A 19,636-nucleotide genomic window follows, 5' to 3' on the forward strand; every position below is an offset into this window, starting at 1 on the left:
CCGCCATGGTGACGTTCGACGAGTTCCGCGCGATGGGTCTGGCCCTACCCGAGGCCGTCCAGGAGCCGACCTGGGACATCGAGACGCTGCGGGTCCGCGGCCGGATCTTCGCGATGGGCGCACCCGACGGGGAGCGCGTCAGCGTGAAGGCCTCCCCCGAGGACCAGGCCGAACTGCTCGCCGCCGAGCCCGAGGTGTTCTCCTCCGCCCCGTACGTCGGGCGACACGGCTGGGTGAGCGTCCGGCTGGACCTGGTGGACCGGGACGAGCTGCACGACCTGGTCACCGAGGCCTGGCGGCGGACGGCGCCGAAGCGCCTGGTGCGCGAGTTCGACGCCTGAGCGCCACCCCGCCGGCCCCTGTCGCACCCGACCGCACGCGCCGCCCGAACCACTGGGAGACGCCGTGAGGACACCCCCGGTTCATGTGATCCATCCCACAGTTTAGGCGTTCCCGCCGCCCCGTCGGGCGCCCTAGGCTTGCGCAGGGAAGTCAGCAGAACCATCGCACCCTCCGGGCACCGCCCGCGAAACGGTGACGGGCCCCAAGGGAGTTGGTGCGGTGCGCAACCGTCGACGCTGGAAGCGGGTACTGATCGGGGCGTTCGCCGGCTGCGCGGTGCTCGCCGACGCCGGAGCCTCCGCCGCCGCGGCCGCGGTCTCCTCCGAACAGCTGGCGATCTCCACGCCTCCGGCCGGCAGCGCCGCCTGGATCCAGGACCACTCCTTCGGCCGCTCCCTGCCCGACCCGGCCACCACCACGCCGGCCGCCGCCGCGGCGTTCTTCGCCTCGCTCGCGCCCACCGAGCTGGACCGGCTCATCCAGGACTACCCGCTGGTCGTCGGCAACTACGACGGCGCCCCGCTGGACCTGCGCTACCGCGCCAACCGGATCGCCCTGGCCGCCGAGCGCGACCAGGCCCGGGCCCGCGCCGCGGACCGCAAGCTGGACTCCGACACCCGCGCGCTGGCCGTCTCCCGCGCCAACGACGTCGAACACCTGCTCGCCCCGGACCGGCAGATCCTGGCCTTCGACCCGCGCGGCCGCGGCCTGGTCACCGAGGTGTGGGGCGACCTCGCCGACGCCGAGCGGATCTCCGTGCTCGTCCCCGGCTCGGACGCCGACCTCGGCCACCACGACCAGGCCGCGGATCCACTGCGCTCCCCGGCCGGGATGGCCCGCGCCCTGTACGCCGAGGAGCGGCACCAGGCGGCGGGCACCCGGACCGCCGTGATCTCCTGGACCGGCTACGTCACCCCCTCCGGCCTCGGCCCGGACGCGGCCACCTCCCGGCTCGCCGACGTCGCCGCCCCCCGGCTGGAGCGGCTGCTCGCCGGGCTCAAGGAGACCACCCGGCCGGACGCGCCGCCGTCGCTGCTCTGCCACTCGTACGGCTCGGTGGTCTGCGGCACCGCCGCCCCGGAGATCCCGCGCGCGGCCGCCTCGCCGTCCGACACCTCCGGCATCACCGACCTGATGGTCTTCGGCAGCCCGGGCATGGGCGTGCAGAGCACCACCGAGCTGGGCGCCGGCGTGCACGTCTGGGCCACCCGCAACCCCAGCGACTGGATCGGCAACGTGCCGTTCCTGGAGGTCGGCGGGCTCGGCCACGGCGCCGACCCGACGGCGAGCGGCTTCGGCTCCGAGCAGATCTCCTCGGCCCGCGCGGTCGGCCACAACGGCTACTTCAGCGAGGGCACCGACAGCCTGCACAACTTCGCGGCGATCTCGCTCGGCCACTACCAGGACGTGCTCCGGCCGAACCCCGACCAGTAGCGGCCCGGCGCCTGGACGCCCGACCCCTAGACGCCCTGCTCCTGGTACAGCCGCAGGGCGTCCGCCGCCGCCCGGGCGAGCTCCCGCCGGGCGGCCGGCGGGGCCAGCACCTCGACCTCCGCCCCGAAGGCCAGCAGCGACCGGACGGCCGCCGGGGCCGGGAAGGCCATTGCCACCTCGGCCCACTCCTCGGCCGGCCCCGTACCCGGCTCCGGCGGCGGGGCGGTGACCCGGCCGCCGTGGATGCGCAGGAACATGTCCAGCCGTCCGCGCCGGACCCGCACCCGCACCGGCACGTCCTTCGGCAGCCGCTCCACCTGCTCGCGCAGCACCGCCCAGACGTCGCCGAGCCCGACCCCGGCCCGGCGCCGCACCGCCTCCTCGGTGGTCTCGGCGGCCAGCACCCGGTCGGCCCGGAACAGCCGCGGCTCGCCGTGCAGGTCGGCCACCAGGTACCAGACCGCGGCCTTGCTCACCAGCCCGTACGGGTCGACGGTGTACTCCACCGGCGCGGGCGTGCCGCCGTGCCGGTAGCGCAGCCGCAGCCGCCGGTCCGCGAAGACGGCGTACTGCAGTTCGCCGAGGTCCGGCCCGGCGGCGGGGCCGGCCGCGCCTGGGGTCTGCATCCAGCGGGCCGGGTCGACCAGGATCCGCTCGCTGATCCGCTCGGCGCCGGGCCGGTGCGGGGCCGGCAGCGCCGCCATCACCTTGCGCAGCGCCGAGCCGAGCGCGCCGTCCAGCCCGAGGTCGCTGTGCGCGCCCTGGGCGGAGAGCACGAACAGCGCCCTGGCCTCGTCCGCGGTCAGGCCGGTGACGTCGGTGCGGTAGCCGGGCAGCAGGCCGATGCCGCCGTGCCGCCCGCGTTCGGTGAACACCGGCACCCCGGCGGCGGAGAGCGACTCGACGTCGCGGTAGATGGTGCGGACGGACACCTCCAGCCGCTCGGCGAGTTCGGTGGCGGACACCTGGCCGCGGGTCTGGAGCAGCAGGAGGATCGAGAGCAGGCGGTCGGCCTTCATGCACCAAGAATCCCAGTAATCCTGACGGCAGCTGTCAGGTTTTACTGGGAGATTGCGTTCCGAGCCCGAAAAACCATCCGACACCAGGGAGTTGAGCACGGATGACCGCCGTCCAGGATGCCCGCCCGCAGTACCGCAGCGCCCTCGACCAGCTGGAGAAGCTGTTCGCCACGATCACCCCGGCCGACCTCGAACGGCCCACGCCCTGCCCCGAGTTCACCCTGCGCGAGCTACTGAACCACGTGGTCGGCGGCGTCCACCGGTTCGCCTACTTGGGCGAGGGCGGCCATGCCCGGGACGCCGTGCCCGCCATCGAGGACCCCTCGGACGAGGGCTGGCCGGCCGCGCTGGGCCGCGCCCGGGCCCGGGTGACCGCCGCCTGGGCGGACGACGCCAAGCTCGGCCGCCCGACCGTCGTCCCCTGGGGCGAGGTGCCCGGCGCGGCGGCGGTGGGCGGCTACCTGATGGAGCTGGTGACCCACTCCTGGGACATCGCCGTCGCCCTGGACAACGGCTTCGCCCTGGACGACGACCTGGCGCGGACCGCGCTGGGCATCGCCGAGTCCGCGCTGCCGGCCGAACGGCGGGTGCCTGGCGTCCCGTTCGCCGCCGTCCGGCCGGTCGCCGAGGACGCCGACGTGCACACCCGGCTGGCCGCCTGGACCGGTCGTACGGTCTGAACCCGACGCGGCGGGGCCGGGGAGCGCCGAACGGACTCCCCGGCCCCGCCGGGCCGTCGGCGTCCGGCTACTCGCGCGCGGCCGAGGTCGAGCTCATGTCCGCGTAGCGGTTGCCCGCCACCCGGTCGGCCACCGGCTCCAGCAGCGCCAGTTCCTCTGCGGTCAGCCGCAGCGTCGCCGCCGCGGTGTTCTCGGCGAGCCGGCTGCGCTTGCGGGTGCCCGGGATCGGCACCACGGCCAGCCCGTGCGCCTCGGCCCGCTGGTGCACCCAGGCCAGCGCGACCTGGGCGAGCGTCACGCCGTGGGCCGCCGCGATCTCCCGCAGCGGGGCGAGCAGTTCGCCGTTGGCGGCGGCGTTGTCGCCGGTGAAGCGCGGGAAGTTCCGGCGGAAGTCGTCCGCCGGGAGCTCCTCGGCGTTCTGGAAGGCACCGGTCAGGAACCCACGCCCGAGCGGCGAGTACGGCACGAAGGCGACGCCCAGCTCCGCGGCGGCCGGCACCGCCGTGCGCTCGACGTCGCGGGCGAACACCGACCACTCGGACTGCAGCGCGGCGATCGGGTGGACCGCGTGCGCCTCGCGCAGCTCCGCCCCGGTCACCTCGGACAGGCCGAGGTGGCGCACCTTGCCGGCCTTCACCAGCTCGGCCATGGCGCCGACCGAGTCGGCCAGCGGCACGGCCGGGTCGCGGCGGTGCATGTAGTACAGGTCGATCACGTCGACGCCGAGGCGGCGCAGCGAGGCGTCGACCGCGGTCCGGATGTACTCCGGGTCGTTGCGGATGCCGCGGACGGAGGCGTCCTCCGCGGAGCGCACGATGGAGAACTTGGTGGCGAGCACCACCTTGTCCCGGTTGGCCCGGACGAAGGGGCCGATCAGCTCCTCGTTGCGGCCGGAGCCGTACATGTCGGCGGTGTCGAAGAGGGTGACGCCGGCCTCCAGGGCGGCGTCCAGGGTGGCGAGCGCCTCACCGGTGTCGGTGTGGCCGTAGAACTCGCTCATGCCCATGCAGCCGAGGCCCTGGACGCCCACCAGCGGGCCTCCGGTGCCGAGTTCGACGGTGGGAAGGACGGTCTGAGTCATGCGCTCTGCTCTTCCTCTACACGGATGTTCTGGCATTGGACCGGGGTACCGGTGCGGTCGGCGACCTTCCCGGCATAGAGATCGATCTTGTGGTCGAGGACGGCGAGGGTGGCCTGGAGGTCCACGATCCGCTGCCGGACCTCCTCGCGCTGGGCCTCCAGGAGCAGCCGCCGGTCCTCGTAGGTCCGCTCGCCCTGGCGGGCCATGTCCACGTATTTGAGCATGTCCGCCACGGACATGCCGGTCAGCCGCAGCCGGCCCAGAAAGGCCAGCCGGTGCAGGTCGGCGTCGCAGTAGCGGCGCCGGCCCCCCGCGGCCCGGCCGACCGGGTCCAGCAGGCCGATCCGCTCGTACCAGCGCAGGGTGTGGGCGGTCAGTCCGCTGGCCGCGGCGACCTCGCTGATGGTGTGCCGCGGCGAGCGGTCCGGATCGCCGGCCGGGCTGCTGAACACCTCGGAGCAGCTGCGCAGGTCGATCTCGACGCGTTCGGGTGTGGCCATCGCTCGTTCCCCCTGTCCTGTGCGACGTGAACGACGCTACCGACTTCGAGTGCACTCCAAGCAAGCCGCTACCCGGGTGGCTCCGCCACCACCTTCTCCGGCGGATTTCCCGGCGACTAGAGTCGGGCCCATGGAGAGCTTGCGGATGATCGAGAACTGGCCGGTGCCCCATGCCGCGGCGGCCGTGGTCCGGGGGGCGGACGGCGCTGTGCTGGGCGCGCACGGGCCGCAGCAGCACCTGTTCCCGCTCGCCTCGGTCACCAAGCTGCTCACCTCGTACGCGGCGCTGGTCGCCGTCGAGGAGGGCGTGTTCGAGCTGGACGACCCGGCCGGGCCGCCCGGGGCGACCGTCCGCCACCTGCTCGCGCACACCTCCGGCCTGGGCTTCGACGAGGACCGGGTGTTCGGTGTGCCCGGCAAGCGCCGGCTCTACTCCAACGCGGGCTTCGACGCGCTGGCCCGGGCACTGTCCGAGGCCGCCGGGATCGAGTTCTCCCGCTACGTCGCCGAGGCGGTGTTCGAGCCGCTGGGCATGACGGACACCCTGCTCCACACCGCGCACAAGTCCCCGGCCGGCGCCGGCGGCCTGTCCACCGTCGCCGACCTCGCCCGGTTCGCCGCCGAGCTGCAGGCGCCCAAGCTGCTGGACCCGTCCACCGTCCTGCGGGCCACCCGCGAGGTCGCCTTCCCCGGCACCAGCGGCGTGCTGCCCGGCTACGGCCACCAGCGCCCGAACGACTGGGGCCTCGGCTTCGAGATCCGCGACGAAAAGAGCCCGCACTGGACCGGCTCCGCCAACTCCCCCGGGACCTTCGGGCACTTCGGCCAGTCCGGCACCTTCCTGTGGGTGGACCCGCGGGCCGGTGTGGCCTGCGTCGCGCTCACCGACCGGGACTTCGGCCCGTGGGCCGTCGAGACCTGGCCGGCCTTCTCGGACGCGGTCCTCGGAGAGCTCGCGAAGGACTGAGCCGAGCCGTGCGGCTAGCCGTACGAGACCGGCGAGTGCATCTCCCAGAGCAGGAGTTCGGCGCCGGTCTCGCCCGCCGCCGGATCGGCGAAGGCCTCGCCGGTGATCCGCACGCTGTCGCCCGGCACCATCGAGCGGCCGGCGCCCTTGGGCCCGGGGACGGTCCGGTAGCCCAGCGAGCCGGCCATCAGGTGGGCGTACCGCCAGGGCGCCTCGGGCAGCGGCGGCAGCGGCTGCCACGGCCCTGCGGTGGCCAGCCAGAGCGCGGCGTCGCCGCGGCGCAGCCGCAGGGCGTCCGTCCCGGCGTCGCGCTCCAGCCCGGAGGCCAGTAGCGTCAACCCGCCGTCCGCCGGTTCCACCTTGCGCAGGCCGTACGCGGGGGGCGCGTCGAACTCGTCCGGTTGGAGCCACATCTGGACGAAGCGGACCGGACCGGTGGCACCGCCGACGTTGCGCTCGGTGTGGGTGACGCCGGAGCCGGCGCTGAGGTACTGGACCGTCCCGGGCCGGACCACCCCGCTGTGGCCCTGCGAGTCCCGGTGGGCCAGCGCGCCCTCCAGCACCCAGGTGAGGATCTCGGTGTCCCGGTGCTTGTGCTCCTCGAACCCGGCCCCGGGGGCGAGGAGTTCCTCGTTGCACGCGAGCAGCGCGCCGAAGTGGGTGTTCTTCGGGTCGTAGTGGCCGGAGAAGGAGAACGCGTGCCTGGTCTCGACGCCCTCGGCCGGGGCGGAGCGGTAGCGCTCGGCGGTGCGGCGCAGGTCGGCACGGGGGCGGGCGGCGGCTTCGGTCACGCCCCCACCGTAGTGGGTGGGCATCGGAGTGTGACTCTTGCCACCGTGCCGCTCCGCCGGGGATTGTGCACGAGCAGTCACTCACGTGAGGCAGTCTTGTCCTTGTGCCAGCCGCCTCCACGAACTCCACGAACGACCCCAGCTCCAGCCCCGCACCCGACCCCACCGGGAAGAGCCCGACCGCCCGGTCGGGCCGCGACCGCCCGGGCCGCGCGGCGCCCCGCCTGACCGCGCAGGAGCGCAGAAACGCCGCCGAGCGCGCCGAGCGCCGGGCGGCGACGCTCAAGCGGCTGGAGAAGTCCTCCGGCAAGCTGGCCACCGCCGCGATCTCGCGGATGGACGACCAGCTCGGCTGGTACCGGCGGATGCCGCCGGAGCACCGGTCCTGGATCGGCCTGGTCGCCCAGGCCGGCATCGCCGCGTTCACCGAGTGGTACCGCCACCCCGACGCCGCCCAGGCGATCTCCACCGACGTCTTCGGCACCGCCCCGCGCGAGCTGACCAGGGCGATCACCCTGCGCCAGACCGTCGAGCTGATCCGCACCACGATCGAGGTGATGGAGGAGGCCATCGAGGAGGTGGCCGCTCCCGGCGACGAGGCCGACATGCGCGAGTCGGTGCTGGTCTACGCCCGGGAGATCGCCTTCGCGACCGCCCAGGTGTACGCCCAGGCCGCCGAGGCGCGCGGCGCCTGGGACGCCCGCCTGGAGGCGCTGGTGGTCAACTCGCTGCTGTCCGGCGACGCCGACGAGGGCGTGCTCTCGCGGGCCGCGGCGCTCGGCTGGGGCCAGCCCAGCCAGGTCCGGGTGGTGATGGGCAGCGCGCCGGACGGCGACAGCGAGCTGGTGGTCGAGGCGATCCGCCGGGCCGCCCGCTACGCCAAGCTGAACGTGCTGACCGGGGTGCTGGGCAAGCGCCTGGTGGTCGTGGTCGGCGGCGACAAGGAGCCGGTACACGCGGCCCGGGCGCTGATCGGCCAGTTCGCGCCGGGCCCGGTGGTGGTCGGCCCGACCGTGCCCGACCTGCTCTCCGCGACCCGCTCGGCCCACGCCGCCGCGGCCGGCCTGCGCGCCTGCGCCGCCTGGCCGGACGCTCCTCGCCCGGTGCTGGCCGACGACCTGCTGCCCGAGCGGGCGCTGGCCGGCGACCAGGCCGCGCGCCGTCAGCTGGTGGAGGAGATCTACACACCGCTGGACGAGGCCGGCTCCGCCCTGCTGGAGACGCTGAGCGTCTACCTGGAGCAGGCCTCCTCGCTGGAGGGCGCGGCCCGGATGCTCTTTGTGCACCCCAACACGGTGCGCTACCGGCTGCGACGTGTGACTGACGTCACGGGGTACGCCCCCTCCGACGTACGTTCGGCGTTCACGCTGCGGATCGCGCTGGCCCTCGGCCGGCTGGGCGCCGTCGGAGAGCCCGGCTGAGCCGGAGTGTAGGGACCATACAATCCCGGATGGTTTTCTTCGTTACCGTCGCCTACCCGCCCCTGGGCGCCTGGCGAGAGAGGGTTGAACCGTGCTCGTAATCGTCGCCCCTGGACAGGGTGCCCAGTCCCCCGGTTTCCTCAGCCCCTGGCTGGAGCTCGACGGCGTCGCCGACCGCCTGCGCGGCTGGTCGGAGGTCGCCGGGCTCGACCTGGTGCACGCCGGCACCGAGGCGTCCGCCGAGGAGATCAAGGACACCGCCGTCGCCCAGCCGCTGCTGGTCGCCGCCGGTCTGGTGACCGCCCGGGAGCTGTTCCCGGACGAGGACGCCGCCCGCAAGCTGGTCGGCGCCGTGGCCGGCCACAGCGTCGGTGAGATCACCGCCGCCGCCGGCGCCGGAGTGCTCACCGCCCACGACGCGCTGGCCTTTGTGCGCGAGCGCGGCCAGGCCATGGCCGAGGCCGCCGCCGTCACCGAGACCGGCATGCTCGCCGTGCTCGGCGGCGAGCCGGAGGAGGTCGCGGCGAAGCTCGCCGAGCACGGCCTGACCGCGGCCAACAACAACGGCGGCGGCCAGATCGTCGCCGCCGGCACACTGGCCCAGCTGGAGGCACTGAAGGCGGACCCGCCGGAGCGCGCCAAGCTGATCACCCTCAAGGTGGCCGGTGCCTTCCACACCGAGCACATGGCCCCGGGCGTCGAGCGGCTGGCCAAGCTGGCCCCGACCCTGACCGCGGCCGACCCGCTGGTCCGCTACGTCTCCAACCGGGACGGCGCGGTCGTGGAGTCCGGCGCCGAGGTGCTCTCGCGCCTGGTGTCGCAGGTCTCCAACCCCGTCCGCTGGGACCTCTGCATGGAGACCCTCGGGCAGCTGGGCGCGACGGCCGTGATCGAGCTGTCCCCCGCGGGCACCCTCACCGGACTGCTCAAGCGCAACCTCAAGGGTGTGGCCACGCTCGCCCTCAAGACCCCCGCCGATCTCGACAAGGCCCGCGCGCTCGTCGCGGAGCACGGCGGTCAGGAGCAGGAGACCCAGGCATGACCAAGCCCCAGATCCGCCCGGTGAACGGCGCGCAGTACGCGCGCATCCACGGCGTCGGCGGCTACCGTCCGGTCCGGGTCATCCCCAACTCCGAGGTCCTGGAGTGGATCGACTCCTCGGACGAGTGGATCCGCACCCGCAGCGGGATCGCCGAGCGCCGCTGGGCCGGCCCGGACGAGTCCGTCGCCGAGATGTCGGTCCAGGCGGCCGGCAAGGCCATCGCCCAGGCCGGGATCACCGCCGACCAGATCGGCGGCGTGATCGTCTCGACCGTCTCGCACTTCAAGCAGACCCCCGCGATCGCCACCGAGATCGCCGAGCGGCTCGGCTGCGGCACCGCCCCGGCCTTCGACATCTCGGCCGCCTGCGCCGGCTTCGGCTACGGCCTGGGCCTGGCCGACGGCATGATCCGCGGCGGCAACGCCGAGTACGTGCTGGTCATCGGCGTCGAGCGGCTCAGCGACCTGACCGACAAGTCGGACCGCTCCACCGCCTTCATCTTCGGCGACGGCGCCGGCGCCGCGATCGTCGGCCCGTCCGACACGCCCGGCATCGGCAAGCTGATCTGGGGCTCGGACGGCTCGCAGGCCGAGCTGATCACCCAGACCCAGGCCTGGGACACCGCCTTCGCCAAGTCCGACGCCGTCAACGGCGCGGGCGAGGAGACGAAGTGGCCGGCCCTGAAGATGGACGGCCAGCCGGTCTTCCGCTGGGCCGTGTGGGAGATGGCCAAGGTGGCCCAGCAGGCGCTGGACGCCGCCGGGATCACCGCCGACCAGCTCGGCGCGTTCATCCCCCACCAGGCCAACATGCGGATCACGGATGCCATGATCAAGGCGCTCAAGCTGCCGGATTCGGTGCCTGTCGCCCGCGACATCGCCGAGACCGGCAACACCTCCGCCGCCTCCATCCCGCTGGCGATGGAGCGCATGCTGGAGAGCGGTGAGGCCCACAGCGGGGACCTGGCCCTGATCATCGGGTTCGGGGCGGGTCTCGTCTACGCCGCCGCAGTCGTTACTCTCCCCTAGGCGCGTTCGCGCCATCCACAAGCCTGTGTCCGGCCGCCGGCCGGACACGTTCAACACCGAAGAGGAGCAGCCAGTATGGCTACCAAGGACGAGGTCCTGGAAGGTCTCGCCGAGATCGTCAACGAGATCGCCGGTATCCCGACCGAGGACGTCCAGCTCGACAAGTCCTTCACCGACGACCTGGACGTCGACTCGCTGTCCATGGTCGAGGTCGTCGTGGCCGCCGAAGAGCGCTTCGACGTCAAGATCCCGGACGACGAGGTCAAGAACCTGAAGACCGTCGGCGACGCGGTGGACTACATCCTCAACGCCTGAGCGACCGACTCGTTCGACTCGGCCAGCCCGTCCGGCGTCCCGTACGCCGGCCCGGGCTGACCGGTCGGCCGGGCTCGTAGAGCCTGGCCGACCTCTCCGGCCGGGACGCCCTCACCGGGCGCCCGGCCGGGCCCATCCTCGGCACGCCGCCGACCCCCGCACACGTGAGAGAAGAAGAAACCAGTGACCGCTGAAAATCGCACCGTGGTCGTCACGGGTATCGGCGCCTTCACGCCGCTGGGCGCCGACGCCGCCAGCACCTGGGAGAACCTGGTCGCGGGCACGTCCGGCGTGGCGGCCCTGACCGAGGAGTGGGCCGAGGACCTGCCGGTGAAGATCGCGGCGCGGACCGCCGTCGAGCCCGGCGACATCCTTCCCCGCCCGCTGGCCCGCAAGCTGGACCGCTCGGCCCAGTTCGCGCTGATCGCCGCCCGCGAGGCCTGGGCCGACGCCGGCTTCGAGACCCCCGCCACCGACGAGTCCTCCAAGCTCGCCCCCGAGCGCCTGGGCACCGTCATCGCCTCCGGCATCGGCGGCGTGACCACCCTCCTCGACCAGTACGACGTGCTGAAGGAGAAGGGCGCCCGCAAGGTCTCCCCGCACACCGTCCCGATGCTGATGCCCAACTCCCCGGCGGCCAACGTCGGCCTGGAGGTCGGCGCCCGCGCGGGCGTGCACACCCCTGTCTCCGCCTGCGCCTCCGGCGCCGAGGCGATCGGCTACGCGATCGAGATGATCCGCACCGGCCGCGCCGACGTCGTGGTGGCCGGCGGCACCGAGGCGGCGATCCACCCGCTGCCGATCGCCGCGTTCGCCAACATGATGGCGATGTCCAAGAAGAACGACGACCCCCAGCGCGCCTCCCGCCCGTACGACAAGGCCCGCGACGGCTTCGTGCTGGGCGAGGGCGCCGGCGTGGTCGTGCTGGAGTCCGTCGAGCACGCCGAGGCGCGCGGCGCCCGGATCTACTGCGAGGCCGTGGGCCAGGGCCTGTCCTCGGACGCCCACCACATCGCCCAGCCCGAGCCGACCGGCGCCGGCGTGGCCCGCGCGCTGGCCGACCTGTTCGAGCGCAACGAGCTGGACAAGGCCGAGATCGTGCACGTCAACGCGCACGCCACCTCGACCCCGCAGGGCGACACCGCCGAGCTGAAGGCGCTGCGCAAGGAACTGGGCGACGACCTCGACCACATCGCCGTCTCGGCCACCAAGTCGATGACCGGTCACCTGCTGGGCGGCGCCGGCGGCGTCGAGACCGTCGCCACCGTGCTGGCCCTGCACCACCGGGTCGCCCCGCCGACCATCAACGTGGACGAGCTGGACGACGACGTGGACGCCGACATCGTCCGCGGCGAGGCCCGCAAGCTGCCCGAGGGCCGGATCGCCGCGCTGAACAACTCGTTCGGCTTCGGCGGCCACAACGTGGTGCTGGCCTTCCGCACCCGCTGACGCCCACGACGAAGGGGCCGGCGCTCTCCGCGAGCGCCGGCCCCTTCGCACGTCCCCGGTACGGCCCCGGGGCGGGCCTCAGACCACCTGGTGCAGCCAGCGCACCGGCGCGCCCTCGCCCGCGTACCGGAACGGCTCCAGCTCGTCGTCCCAGGGCTTGCCGAGCAGCCGGGCGACCTCGGCCTCCAGGTCGGCCCCCTCGCTGCGGGCGCGCACCAGGACGGCGCGCAACCGGTCCTCGGGGATCAGGATGTCGCCGTGGATGCCGGTGACGGCGTGGAAGATGCCCAGCGAGGGCGTGCTGCTGTACCGCTCCCCCTCCGCCGTGGCGCAGGGCTCGCTGGTCACCTCGTACCGCATCAACTGCCAGCCGCGCAGCGCGGAGGCGAGCTTCGAGGCCGTACCGGGCTCCCCCTGCCAGGAGAGTTCGGCGCGCCAGTGCCCGGGTGCGGCCGGCTGGCGGATCCAGTCCAGGCTCACCCGCACACCGAGCACCCCCGCGACGGCCCACTCGACGTGCGGGCACAGCGCGCGGGGCGCGGAGTGGACGTACAGGACTCCACGTGTCGTCACCGGGACCTCCAGGCTGTGGACGAGGGTCGCCTTCCCCAGCTGCCTCGTGCCTGCAGTTGATCCGCAGTTACTCACGTTAGCTGACATTAAGCTACTAAATTGAGCAAAACGGACAGGCTTTCGCTCAATGCTAGTCGAATCCTCAACGAGGTCTACCCCTCGGCCGGATCTCTCCCCCGAACGGCCCCATCACCGGCTGAACCACCGTACCGCGCGGCGCCACAGGATGGATGACGCACTTTCGGATCCGGCCGGAATGCGGTAGTGCGGCCCCGGCACCCGCGCCCGGCGGCGGTCCGCCCGTGACGAACGCCCCGCCGCCCGGTCGGGGCGGCGGGGCGGTCAGGATGCCTGACGGTCCGTCAGTCACCCAGGCGGACGACCATCTTGCCGGTGTTGACGCCGCGCAGCAGGTCGAGGAAGGCCTCGGCAGCGTTCTCGACGCCGTCCACCACGGTCTCCTCGGTGCGCAGTTCACCGGACTTCAACCAGCCGGCCACCTCCGCGACGAACTGCTGCTGGAGCCCGGCGTGGTCGCGCACCAGCATGCCCTCCAGGCGCAGCCGCTTGCCGATGGCGAGCGCGAGGTTGCGCGGGGCGGCGGGCGCGGCGGTGTCGTTGTACTGGGCGATCGCGCCGCAGAGCACCGCGCGGCCGTGCACGTTCAACGCGCCGATCGCGGCCTCCAGGTGGTCGCCGCCGACGTTGTCGAAGTAGAGGTCGATGCCGTCCGGGGCGGCCTGGGCGAGCTGCTCGGCGACCGGGGCGTCCTTGTAGTTGAAGGCCGCGTCGAAGCCGTACTCGTCCACCAGCTTGGCCACCTTCTCCGCCGAGCCGGCCGAACCGACCACCAGCGAGGCGCCCTTGAGCCTGGCGATCTGGCCGACCAGCGAACCGACCGCGCCGGCCGCGCCGGAGACGAAGACCCTGTCGCCCTCCTCGAGGCCGCCGACGGCCAGCAGGCCGGAGTAGGCGGTCAGGCCGGGCATGCCGAGCACGCCGAGGTAGGCGGAGAGCGGGGCGGCGGCCGGGTCGACCTTGACCGCGTGCCGGGCGTCCAGCGTCGCGTACTCGCGCCAGCCGAGCCCGTGCAGCACCGCGTCTCCCGGGGCGAAGCCCTCGGCCCCGGAGGCGACGACGTGACCGACTGCGCCGCCGTCCATGGCCTGGCCCAGCTGGAACGGCGGGACGTACGACTTCACGTCGTTCATCCGGCCGCGCATGTACGGGTCCACCGAGAGGTAGGCGTTGCGGACCAGGATCTCGCCCGGGCCCGGGGTGCGGACCGGGGCCTCGACCAGGGCGAAGTCGGCCGGCACCGGCCAGCCCTGCGGGCGGGCGGCGAGGTGCCATTCACGGGCGGTCGCGGGGGCGGCGGCCTGCTCTGCCATGGGTGTGCTCCTTGTGGTTCGGGGGCGGGTCGGGACGCGGGTTCGAATGAAGTTCGAACGCCTGAAAGGTTGAGCAACTGAAGTAACGATGGGCATGAAAGGTTCATGTTGTCAACTTTTCAGGTAGACTCTCGACCATGGACACCCAGCCGATCGAGGACGCCGCGCCGCAGCCCGACGAGATCACCCGCGAGGTCGTCGACCTGATGGCCAACCTGGTCGCGCTGTTCCACCGCGAGTACGAGGACGCCGCCGCCGCCCGCTCGCTCACCGGCGCCCAGGCCAAGGTGCTCGCCCTGCTGCGGCGCGGGCCGATGCCGATGCGCCAGATCGCCCAGACGCTCAGCTGCGAGCCCTCCAACATCACCGGCATCGTCGACCGGCTCGAATCCCGCGGCTTCGTGACCCGCGAGGCCGACCGGCACGACCGCCGGGTCAAGCTGGTCGCCGCCACCGACACCGGCTCGGCCGCCTCCGAGGAGCTCCGCGAGTCGCTGAACTTCGCCCGCGAGCCGCTGGCCGCGCTCGGCCCGGACGAGCGGACGGCGCTGCGCGACCTGCTCCGCAGGATGCTCGCGGGCGCCTCCGGCCCCGGCGCGTGACCAGCATCACAGGACCCCGGGGCTGCTCGTAGGCCCCGGGGGGGTAACCGAACCGCCTCCCGGAACGTCTAACGTTCGAACATCGAACGCGAGAGACCTGAAGACGGGGGGCACGGAGGATGAGCAGCAGCACGCGCCGGCGCCGCTACCTGCGGACCGCCATCGGCCTGGCCGCCGTACTGGTGCTGTCGGTGGTGGGCGCCGGAGCCTGGTTCTACCACCGGCTGGACAACAACATCACCACCTTCGACCCGGGCGGCGTCGCCACCGAGCGCCCGCCGGCCCCCGTCCCGGCAAGCCCGGGCGCCTCCGTACCGGTCAACGTGCTGCTGCTCGGCTCGGACACCCGCGACGAGGGCAACGACTCGCTGGGCGGCGGCGACGAAGGCGTCGGCCACTCGGACACCGCGATCCTGGTGCACGTCTACGCCGACCACAAGCACGCCGTCGGCGTCTCGATCCCCCGCGACACCCTGGTCACCATCCCGTCCTGCAAGCTGCCGAACGGCACCTGGACGGCGCCGAAGACCGACCAGATGTTCAACTCCGCCTTCACCGTGGGCCTGGCCGAGAAGGGCAACCCGGCCTGCACCCAGAACACCGTGGAAAAGCTCACCGGACTGCGGGTCGACCACACCGTCGTGGTCGACTTCAAGGGCGCGGCCGCGATGTCCGACGCCGTGGGCGGCGTGGACGCCTGCGTCCCCAACGACGTCAACGAGTACGGCATACACCTCAAGAAGGGCCTCCAGAAGCTCTCCGGGCAGTCCGCGGTGGACTACCTGCGGGCCCGCCACGGCATCGGCGACAACTCCGACATAGGCCGGATGAAGCGTCAGCAGGCCTTCCTCTCCTCGATGATCAAGAAGGTGCAGGGCCAGGGCTTCTCACTGCCCACCCTGCTGCCGCTGGCCGACGCGGCCACCAAGTCGCTCACCGTGGACGAGGGGCTGGGCACCGCGATGAAGCTGGTGGACTTCGCCCACTCGATCCAGGACATCAAGCTCTCCGACGTCTCCTTCGTCACCGCCCCCTGGCGCTTCGCCGGCGACCGGGTACGGCTGGTCCAGCCGGACGCCGACACCCTCTGGAAGCTGCTGCGCGAGGACCGCACCCTGGACGGGCAGAGCACCTCCGGGACGGGCCAGGCGGCCTCCTCCCCCACCGCCGACCCGGGCGCCGCCGCGACGGCCCCCGGCACCCCGCTCACCGCGGAGCAGGCCGCGGCGCCGATCACGGTGGTCAACGGGGTCGGCACGCCCGGCCTGGCCGGATCCGGCGCCGACACCCTCAAGGCGCGCGGCTTCCGCAACGTCACGCTGGGCCACACCTCCGCCGGGCGGCAGACCACCCGGGTCGCCTACGACCCCGCGCTGAAGGCCACCGCCGACCAGGTCGCGGCGCTCTTCCCCGGCGCCACCACGGTCGAGGAGCCCGGCACGGAGGCGATCACCGTCACCCTCGGCGCCGACTACCGCGCGGCGGGCACCCGGATCGACCCGGCGGCCGCCCCGAGCCCGGAGCCCGGCGTCCCGGCCGCCGCCACCCCGGGTGCCGTCCCCGGCAGCACCACGCCGGGCACCACCGCCGGCAGCACCCCCGGCACCGCCCCGGGCCTGCCGAGCGGCATCCCCACCGGCATAGCGGAGAACACCCGCAACGCCGACACCGACCCGTGCGCGAACCTGACCTTCGGCTGATCGCGCCCTCCCGCCGGACGGACGGCCCGCCCTCCCCGCCGAACGGCGGGAGCGCGGGCCGTCCGCGTCGGAGCCGAGGCAGCCCTACCGCGGATCCGGCAGCCCGGTGACGACGGCGGTGAGGCGGGTGCCGCGGGGGAAGGCGCCGTCCGCCGTCAGGTCGGCCAGCGCGGCGAGCAGCTTGGCGACGTAGCGGCGCTCCAGCGGGATGCCGTGGCGGCGCTCGAACCGCTCGGCGAAGGCGGCCAGTTCGGCCGGGACCCTGCCGTAGCCGCCGCCGTGGTGCGCGTGGTCGATCCGCCAGTTGTCGAACCCCCGCCCGTACGCGGCCCGGTGCAGCCGGGTGACCTCCGCCTCCAGGTAGCCCTCGCCGCCGCGCAGCACGGCGACCCCGAGCGCCCGGGCGCCCGCCGGCAGGCCGGCCGCGATGCCGGCCAGGGTGCCGCCCGTGCCGACCGGGCAGCAGACCACGTCCCGCTCACCGAGACCGGGCAGTTCGGCCGGGATCGCGGCCGCGCCGACGGCGGCCAGCGCGTTGGAGCCGCCCTCCGGGAGCACCAGGCAGGGGCCCCAGCGGCGGAGCAGGGCGTCCGTGCCGTGCTCCCCCTCGGCCCGGCCGGTGGCCTCCCGGTACTCGGCCCGGGTCAGGAACTCCAGCCGCATCCCGGCCGCCTCGGCGGCCCGCAGCGACCAGTTGCGCGGCCGGTCGGCCAGCTCCTCGCCGCGGACCAGCCCGACGCTCTCCAGTCCGAGCGCCCCGGCGGCGGCCGCGACGGCCCGCAGGTGGGTCGAGTAGGCGCCGCCGAAGGTCAGCAGCCGGGTGTGGCCCTGCTCCACGGCGGCGGCCAGGTTGGGCGCCAGCTTGCGCCACTTGTTGCCGGGGACGGTCGGGTGCAGCAGGTCGTCCCGCTTCAGCCGCAACTCCACCCCGGCCCGGGCGTAGGCCTCGTCGGTGCAGTCCACCAGCGGGGTCGGCAGCAGGGCGGGTTCGAGCATCCGGCCAGCTTACGGGCCGGTACGCCCGGACGGCCGGGAGCCCGGCCACCGGACCGGTGACCGGGCTCCGCGCCCTCTTGCGGGCCGTCTCCCCCGCGGACGGCCCGTCAGCCCAGGGCCGCGCTCTCCGCCGCGTGGCCCGCCATCCGCCAGGCCAGCGCCGTGCCGAGCGCGCGCGGGACCGGGCCGGCCGCCGGGGTCAGCTTCGCGATCCGGCCCCGGTGCTCCCGGCGCTGCCTGCCGTTCAGGACCGAGCCGAGCCGGCCCGCCGCGACCAGGGCGGTCAGCGCCGCGTCGGCCGGGTCGACCCGGCTGAGCGGCCCGGTCAGCGCCCCGGTGACGGAGGCCGCCAGCGCCTCGCGGACCCCCGGGTCCGCCAGGGTGACCAGGGTCACCGGGAACAGCCCGGCCGCCCGGTGCGACCGGAGGGTGAGCCGGCCGGAGTCCGCCAGACCGTCCCGGACCCGGCGGACCGGCTGGTCGCGGCCGGTGCTCCTGGCGCGGCTGACCCAGGAGTTCCAGCTGTGCGGCCGGCTCTCCCTGATCTGGCCCAACAAACGGGCGCTGTACGGGTCGAGGCCCTCCTCGGCCGCGCCGCCGCGGACCCGGGCGACAGCCTTGCGGCCCTCCTCGTACAACAGGCCCCGGCGCAGCAGCTCGGTCAGCGCCGCCGCCTGGAGCAGCAGGTTGAGCGAGGAGTTCCGGGTGGTGCGCTCGCGCCGCGGGTCGTAGGCGAGCAGGTACAGCTTCTCGGGCAGGTTGTCGGGCAGGTCCATCTCGGTCTCCGAAGGTTCTCTGAGCCCCGGCCCGCGGTCAGTCCTCGCCGGACTCGCCGCTCTCCGGGCTCTCCTTGGGGGGGCGGCCGCGCCGGGGAAGCCTGGCCGCGCCGCTGGGCATCCGTCCCGCGTCGGTGAGGGCGCGGCGGAGCAGGAACTCGATCTGGGCGTTGGTGCTGCGCAGTTCGTCCCCGGCCCATCTGGCCAGCGCGTCGTGAACTGAAGGGTCCAGTCGCAACAGGATCTTCTTCCGTTCCGTCGCCAAGGCCTCGCCTTACTGGTAGAGGGAGCCCGTGTTCACGACGGGCTGGGTGCCGCGGTCGCCGCAGAGCACCACCAGGAGGTTGCTCACCATGGCGGCCTTGCGCTCCTCGTCCAAGTCCACGACATCGCGTTCGGCGAGCCGGTCCAGCGCCTCCTCGACCATACCGACGGCGCCCTCGACGATCAGCCTGCGCGCCGCCACCACGGCCCCGGCCTGCTGGCGCTGGAGCATCACCTGGGCGACCTCCGGAGCGTACGCGAGCCTGGTGATCCGCGACTCGATGACCCGCACCCCGGCCGAGGCGACCCGGGCGGAGATCTCGGCGGAGAGCTTGCGGGCGATCTCGTCCGCGCCGTCGCGCAGCGACAACTGACCCTCGTGGTGGGCGTCGTAGGGGTAGCTGGTGGCGATGTGCCGTACGGCCGTCTCGGTCTGGATGGCGACGAAGTCGGCGTAGTCGTCCACCTCGAACACCGCCATCGCGGTGTCCTCGACCTGCCAGACCACCACGGCGGCCATCTCGATCGGGTTGCCGTCCGCGTCGTTGACCTTGGTGGTCTCGGTCTCGTGGTTGCGGATCCGGGTGGAGATCCGGCGCCGGCTGGTGAACGGGTTCAGCCAGGTCAGGCCCTCGGCGCGGACGGTGCCGCGGTAGCGCCCGAGCAGCTGGACCACCCGGGCCTGGCCGGGCGAGACCACCGTCAGCCCGCACATCAGCAGCACCGAGCCGAGCACCAGCAGCGGTCCGACGACCACCAGGGCGATGCCCAACCCGTTGGCCTTCACGGACAGTTGGGCCGCGCCGACGACGAACGAGCCGATTCCGGCGAGCAGGCCGAGCAGGGTGCCGCCGAGCACCGGCAGGCCGGCCGCCCCGGTGATGGCCCGTTCGGTGAAGTTGGGGACCGGGAGGTCCAGGACAGGGCCGTCCTCGACGGTGGAACGCGGTGTGGTCATGGGACCGACTCCCCCCAATGGTGATGTCCGCTGCGCGGGTGCCCGCTTCAGCTGTCAAAGTGATATCACTTTTTGCGCGCACGGCGCCAGCGTCCGGCAACGGGGAAAGGGGGAAGAGCGCCGCGGGGAGGCGGCGGACAGGCGTCAGGGAGGGTCGGGGCCGATGCCCACGGGCGGGTGAATTCCGGCGCGCCACCCGGGAAAGGGGATGGCCGCGGCCTAGACTCTGCGACGTCGCAGGCGGTGAAAGGGCGGCGGGGCTCCGACTCGGCGGCCCGCCCGCGAAAGGCTCGTACGACGCTCGTCG

General features: G+C 73.7%; 21 protein-coding genes. 11 read left to right on the forward strand and 10 right to left on the reverse strand.

What is annotated here, in order from left to right:
• Nucleotides 1–5: 5 nt before the first annotated feature.
• Entirely contained in the window at nucleotides 6–341 is a 336-nt protein-coding gene (locus tag ACGF13_RS07025) for an MmcQ/YjbR family DNA-binding protein (protein WP_392869718.1), read from the forward strand.
• Between the two features lie 220 nt (nucleotides 342–561).
• Nucleotides 562–1,776 (forward strand): alpha/beta hydrolase, encoded by a 1,215-nt coding sequence (locus ACGF13_RS07030; RefSeq protein WP_392869720.1) that lies wholly within the window; start codon nucleotides 562–564, stop codon nucleotides 1,774–1,776.
• 26 nt (nucleotides 1,777–1,802) lie between these two features.
• Here ACGF13_RS07030 and ACGF13_RS07035 read toward each other — a convergent pair whose 3' ends face one another.
• A complete protein-coding gene (locus ACGF13_RS07035; RefSeq protein WP_392869722.1) occupies nucleotides 1,803–2,795 on the reverse strand; it encodes a helix-turn-helix transcriptional regulator in 993 nt (330 codons plus the stop codon).
• A 101-nt stretch (nucleotides 2,796–2,896) separates the two neighbouring features.
• Between ACGF13_RS07035 and ACGF13_RS07040 the strand changes: the two genes are divergently transcribed.
• The gene (locus ACGF13_RS07040; RefSeq protein WP_392869724.1) at nucleotides 2,897–3,475 is read left to right on the forward strand and encodes a TIGR03086 family metal-binding protein; all 579 of its coding nucleotides are present in this window, start codon (nucleotides 2,897–2,899) and stop codon (nucleotides 3,473–3,475) included.
• A 67-nt stretch (nucleotides 3,476–3,542) separates the two neighbouring features.
• Here the strand turns inward: ACGF13_RS07040 and ACGF13_RS07045 are convergent, their stop codons facing one another.
• Together ACGF13_RS07045 and ACGF13_RS07050 are read right to left on the reverse strand one after the other, a co-directional pair.
• Nucleotides 3,543–4,556 carry an aldo/keto reductase gene (locus ACGF13_RS07045; protein WP_392869726.1) on the reverse strand — a complete coding sequence of 338 codons (1,014 nt, stop codon included), beginning with the start codon at nucleotides 4,554–4,556 and terminating at the stop codon, nucleotides 3,543–3,545.
• Entirely contained in the window at nucleotides 4,553–5,056 is a 504-nt protein-coding gene (locus ACGF13_RS07050) for a MerR family transcriptional regulator (protein ID WP_392869728.1), read from the reverse strand. Before ACGF13_RS07050 ends, ACGF13_RS07045 begins: the two co-directional genes overlap by 4 nt.
• Nucleotides 5,057–5,186: 130 nt before the next feature.
• On the opposite strand from ACGF13_RS07050, the gene ACGF13_RS07055 reads away from it, so the two are divergent.
• The gene (locus ACGF13_RS07055; protein ID WP_392869730.1) at nucleotides 5,187–6,023 is read left to right on the forward strand and encodes a serine hydrolase domain-containing protein; all 837 of its coding nucleotides are present in this window, start codon (nucleotides 5,187–5,189) and stop codon (nucleotides 6,021–6,023) included.
• A 14-nt stretch (nucleotides 6,024–6,037) separates the two neighbouring features.
• Here the strand turns inward: ACGF13_RS07055 and ACGF13_RS07060 are convergent, their stop codons facing one another.
• Nucleotides 6,038–6,814 (reverse strand): pirin family protein, encoded by a 777-nt coding sequence (locus tag ACGF13_RS07060; protein WP_392869732.1) that lies wholly within the window; start codon nucleotides 6,812–6,814, stop codon nucleotides 6,038–6,040.
• 224 nt (nucleotides 6,815–7,038) lie between these two features.
• Here ACGF13_RS07060 and ACGF13_RS07065 point away from each other — a divergent pair, with 224 nt between their 5' ends.
• The 5 genes from ACGF13_RS07065 to fabF all read left to right on the forward strand — a co-directional run bounded on the left by ACGF13_RS07065 (nucleotide 7,039) and on the right by fabF (nucleotide 12,069).
• A complete protein-coding gene (locus tag ACGF13_RS07065) occupies nucleotides 7,039–8,235 on the forward strand; it encodes a PucR family transcriptional regulator (RefSeq protein WP_392870105.1) in 1,197 nt (398 codons plus the stop codon).
• A 91-nt stretch (nucleotides 8,236–8,326) separates the two neighbouring features.
• The gene (locus ACGF13_RS07070) at nucleotides 8,327–9,277 is read left to right on the forward strand and encodes an ACP S-malonyltransferase (protein ID WP_392869734.1); all 951 of its coding nucleotides are present in this window, start codon (nucleotides 8,327–8,329) and stop codon (nucleotides 9,275–9,277) included.
• Nucleotides 9,274–10,305 carry a beta-ketoacyl-ACP synthase III gene (locus tag ACGF13_RS07075; protein ID WP_392869736.1) on the forward strand — a complete coding sequence of 344 codons (1,032 nt, stop codon included), beginning with the start codon at nucleotides 9,274–9,276 and terminating at the stop codon, nucleotides 10,303–10,305. The genes ACGF13_RS07070 and ACGF13_RS07075 overlap by 4 nt, the downstream gene beginning before the upstream one ends.
• Nucleotides 10,306–10,380: 75 nt before the next feature.
• On the forward strand, nucleotides 10,381–10,620 hold the full coding sequence (locus tag ACGF13_RS07080; protein ID WP_355251392.1) for an acyl carrier protein: 240 nt from the start codon (nucleotides 10,381–10,383) through the stop codon (nucleotides 10,618–10,620).
• Nucleotides 10,621–10,803: 183 nt separating this feature from the next.
• Nucleotides 10,804–12,069 (forward strand): beta-ketoacyl-ACP synthase II, encoded by a 1,266-nt coding sequence (gene fabF / locus ACGF13_RS07085; RefSeq protein WP_392869738.1) that lies wholly within the window; start codon nucleotides 10,804–10,806, stop codon nucleotides 12,067–12,069.
• A gap of 78 nt (nucleotides 12,070–12,147) precedes the next feature.
• Here the strand turns inward: fabF and ACGF13_RS07090 are convergent, their stop codons facing one another.
• Together ACGF13_RS07090 and ACGF13_RS07095 are read right to left on the reverse strand one after the other, a co-directional pair.
• A complete protein-coding gene (locus ACGF13_RS07090; protein ID WP_392869740.1) occupies nucleotides 12,148–12,642 on the reverse strand; it encodes a DUF3145 domain-containing protein in 495 nt (164 codons plus the stop codon).
• Between the two features lie 362 nt (nucleotides 12,643–13,004).
• Nucleotides 13,005–14,033 carry an NADP-dependent oxidoreductase gene (locus ACGF13_RS07095; protein WP_392869742.1) on the reverse strand — a complete coding sequence of 343 codons (1,029 nt, stop codon included), beginning with the start codon at nucleotides 14,031–14,033 and terminating at the stop codon, nucleotides 13,005–13,007.
• A 137-nt stretch (nucleotides 14,034–14,170) separates the two neighbouring features.
• Between ACGF13_RS07095 and ACGF13_RS07100 the strand changes: the two genes are divergently transcribed.
• Together ACGF13_RS07100 and ACGF13_RS07105 are read left to right on the forward strand one after the other, a co-directional pair.
• Nucleotides 14,171–14,635, forward strand: coding sequence for a MarR family winged helix-turn-helix transcriptional regulator (locus ACGF13_RS07100; protein WP_392869744.1), 465 nt, complete (start codon nucleotides 14,171–14,173; stop codon nucleotides 14,633–14,635).
• 119 nt (nucleotides 14,636–14,754) lie between these two features.
• Nucleotides 14,755–16,335, forward strand: coding sequence for an LCP family protein (locus tag ACGF13_RS07105; RefSeq protein WP_392869746.1), 1,581 nt, complete (start codon nucleotides 14,755–14,757; stop codon nucleotides 16,333–16,335).
• An 84-nt stretch (nucleotides 16,336–16,419) separates the two neighbouring features.
• On the opposite strand, the gene ACGF13_RS07110 is transcribed toward ACGF13_RS07105, so the two are convergent.
• From ACGF13_RS07110 to ACGF13_RS07125, 4 genes are all read right to left on the reverse strand, one after another.
• Complete coding sequence (locus tag ACGF13_RS07110; protein WP_392869748.1) at nucleotides 16,420–17,331, reverse strand: 1-aminocyclopropane-1-carboxylate deaminase/D-cysteine desulfhydrase; 912 nt, start codon at nucleotides 17,329–17,331, stop codon at nucleotides 16,420–16,422.
• Nucleotides 17,332–17,438: 107 nt separating this feature from the next.
• On the reverse strand, nucleotides 17,439–18,107 hold the full coding sequence (locus ACGF13_RS07115) for a GPP34 family phosphoprotein (protein WP_392869750.1): 669 nt from the start codon (nucleotides 18,105–18,107) through the stop codon (nucleotides 17,439–17,441).
• A 37-nt stretch (nucleotides 18,108–18,144) separates the two neighbouring features.
• Entirely contained in the window at nucleotides 18,145–18,372 is a 228-nt protein-coding gene (locus ACGF13_RS07120; RefSeq protein ID WP_392869752.1) for a hypothetical protein, read from the reverse strand.
• Nucleotides 18,373–18,381: 9 nt separating this feature from the next.
• A complete protein-coding gene (locus tag ACGF13_RS07125; RefSeq protein ID WP_392869753.1) occupies nucleotides 18,382–19,329 on the reverse strand; it encodes an SPFH domain-containing protein in 948 nt (315 codons plus the stop codon).
• Nucleotides 19,330–19,636: the final 307 nt, after the last annotated feature.

Origin of the sequence: Kitasatospora sp. NPDC048286, from assembly GCF_043201735.1 — a bacterium.
Taxonomy (GTDB): Bacteria; Actinomycetota; Actinomycetes; order Streptomycetales; family Streptomycetaceae; genus Kitasatospora.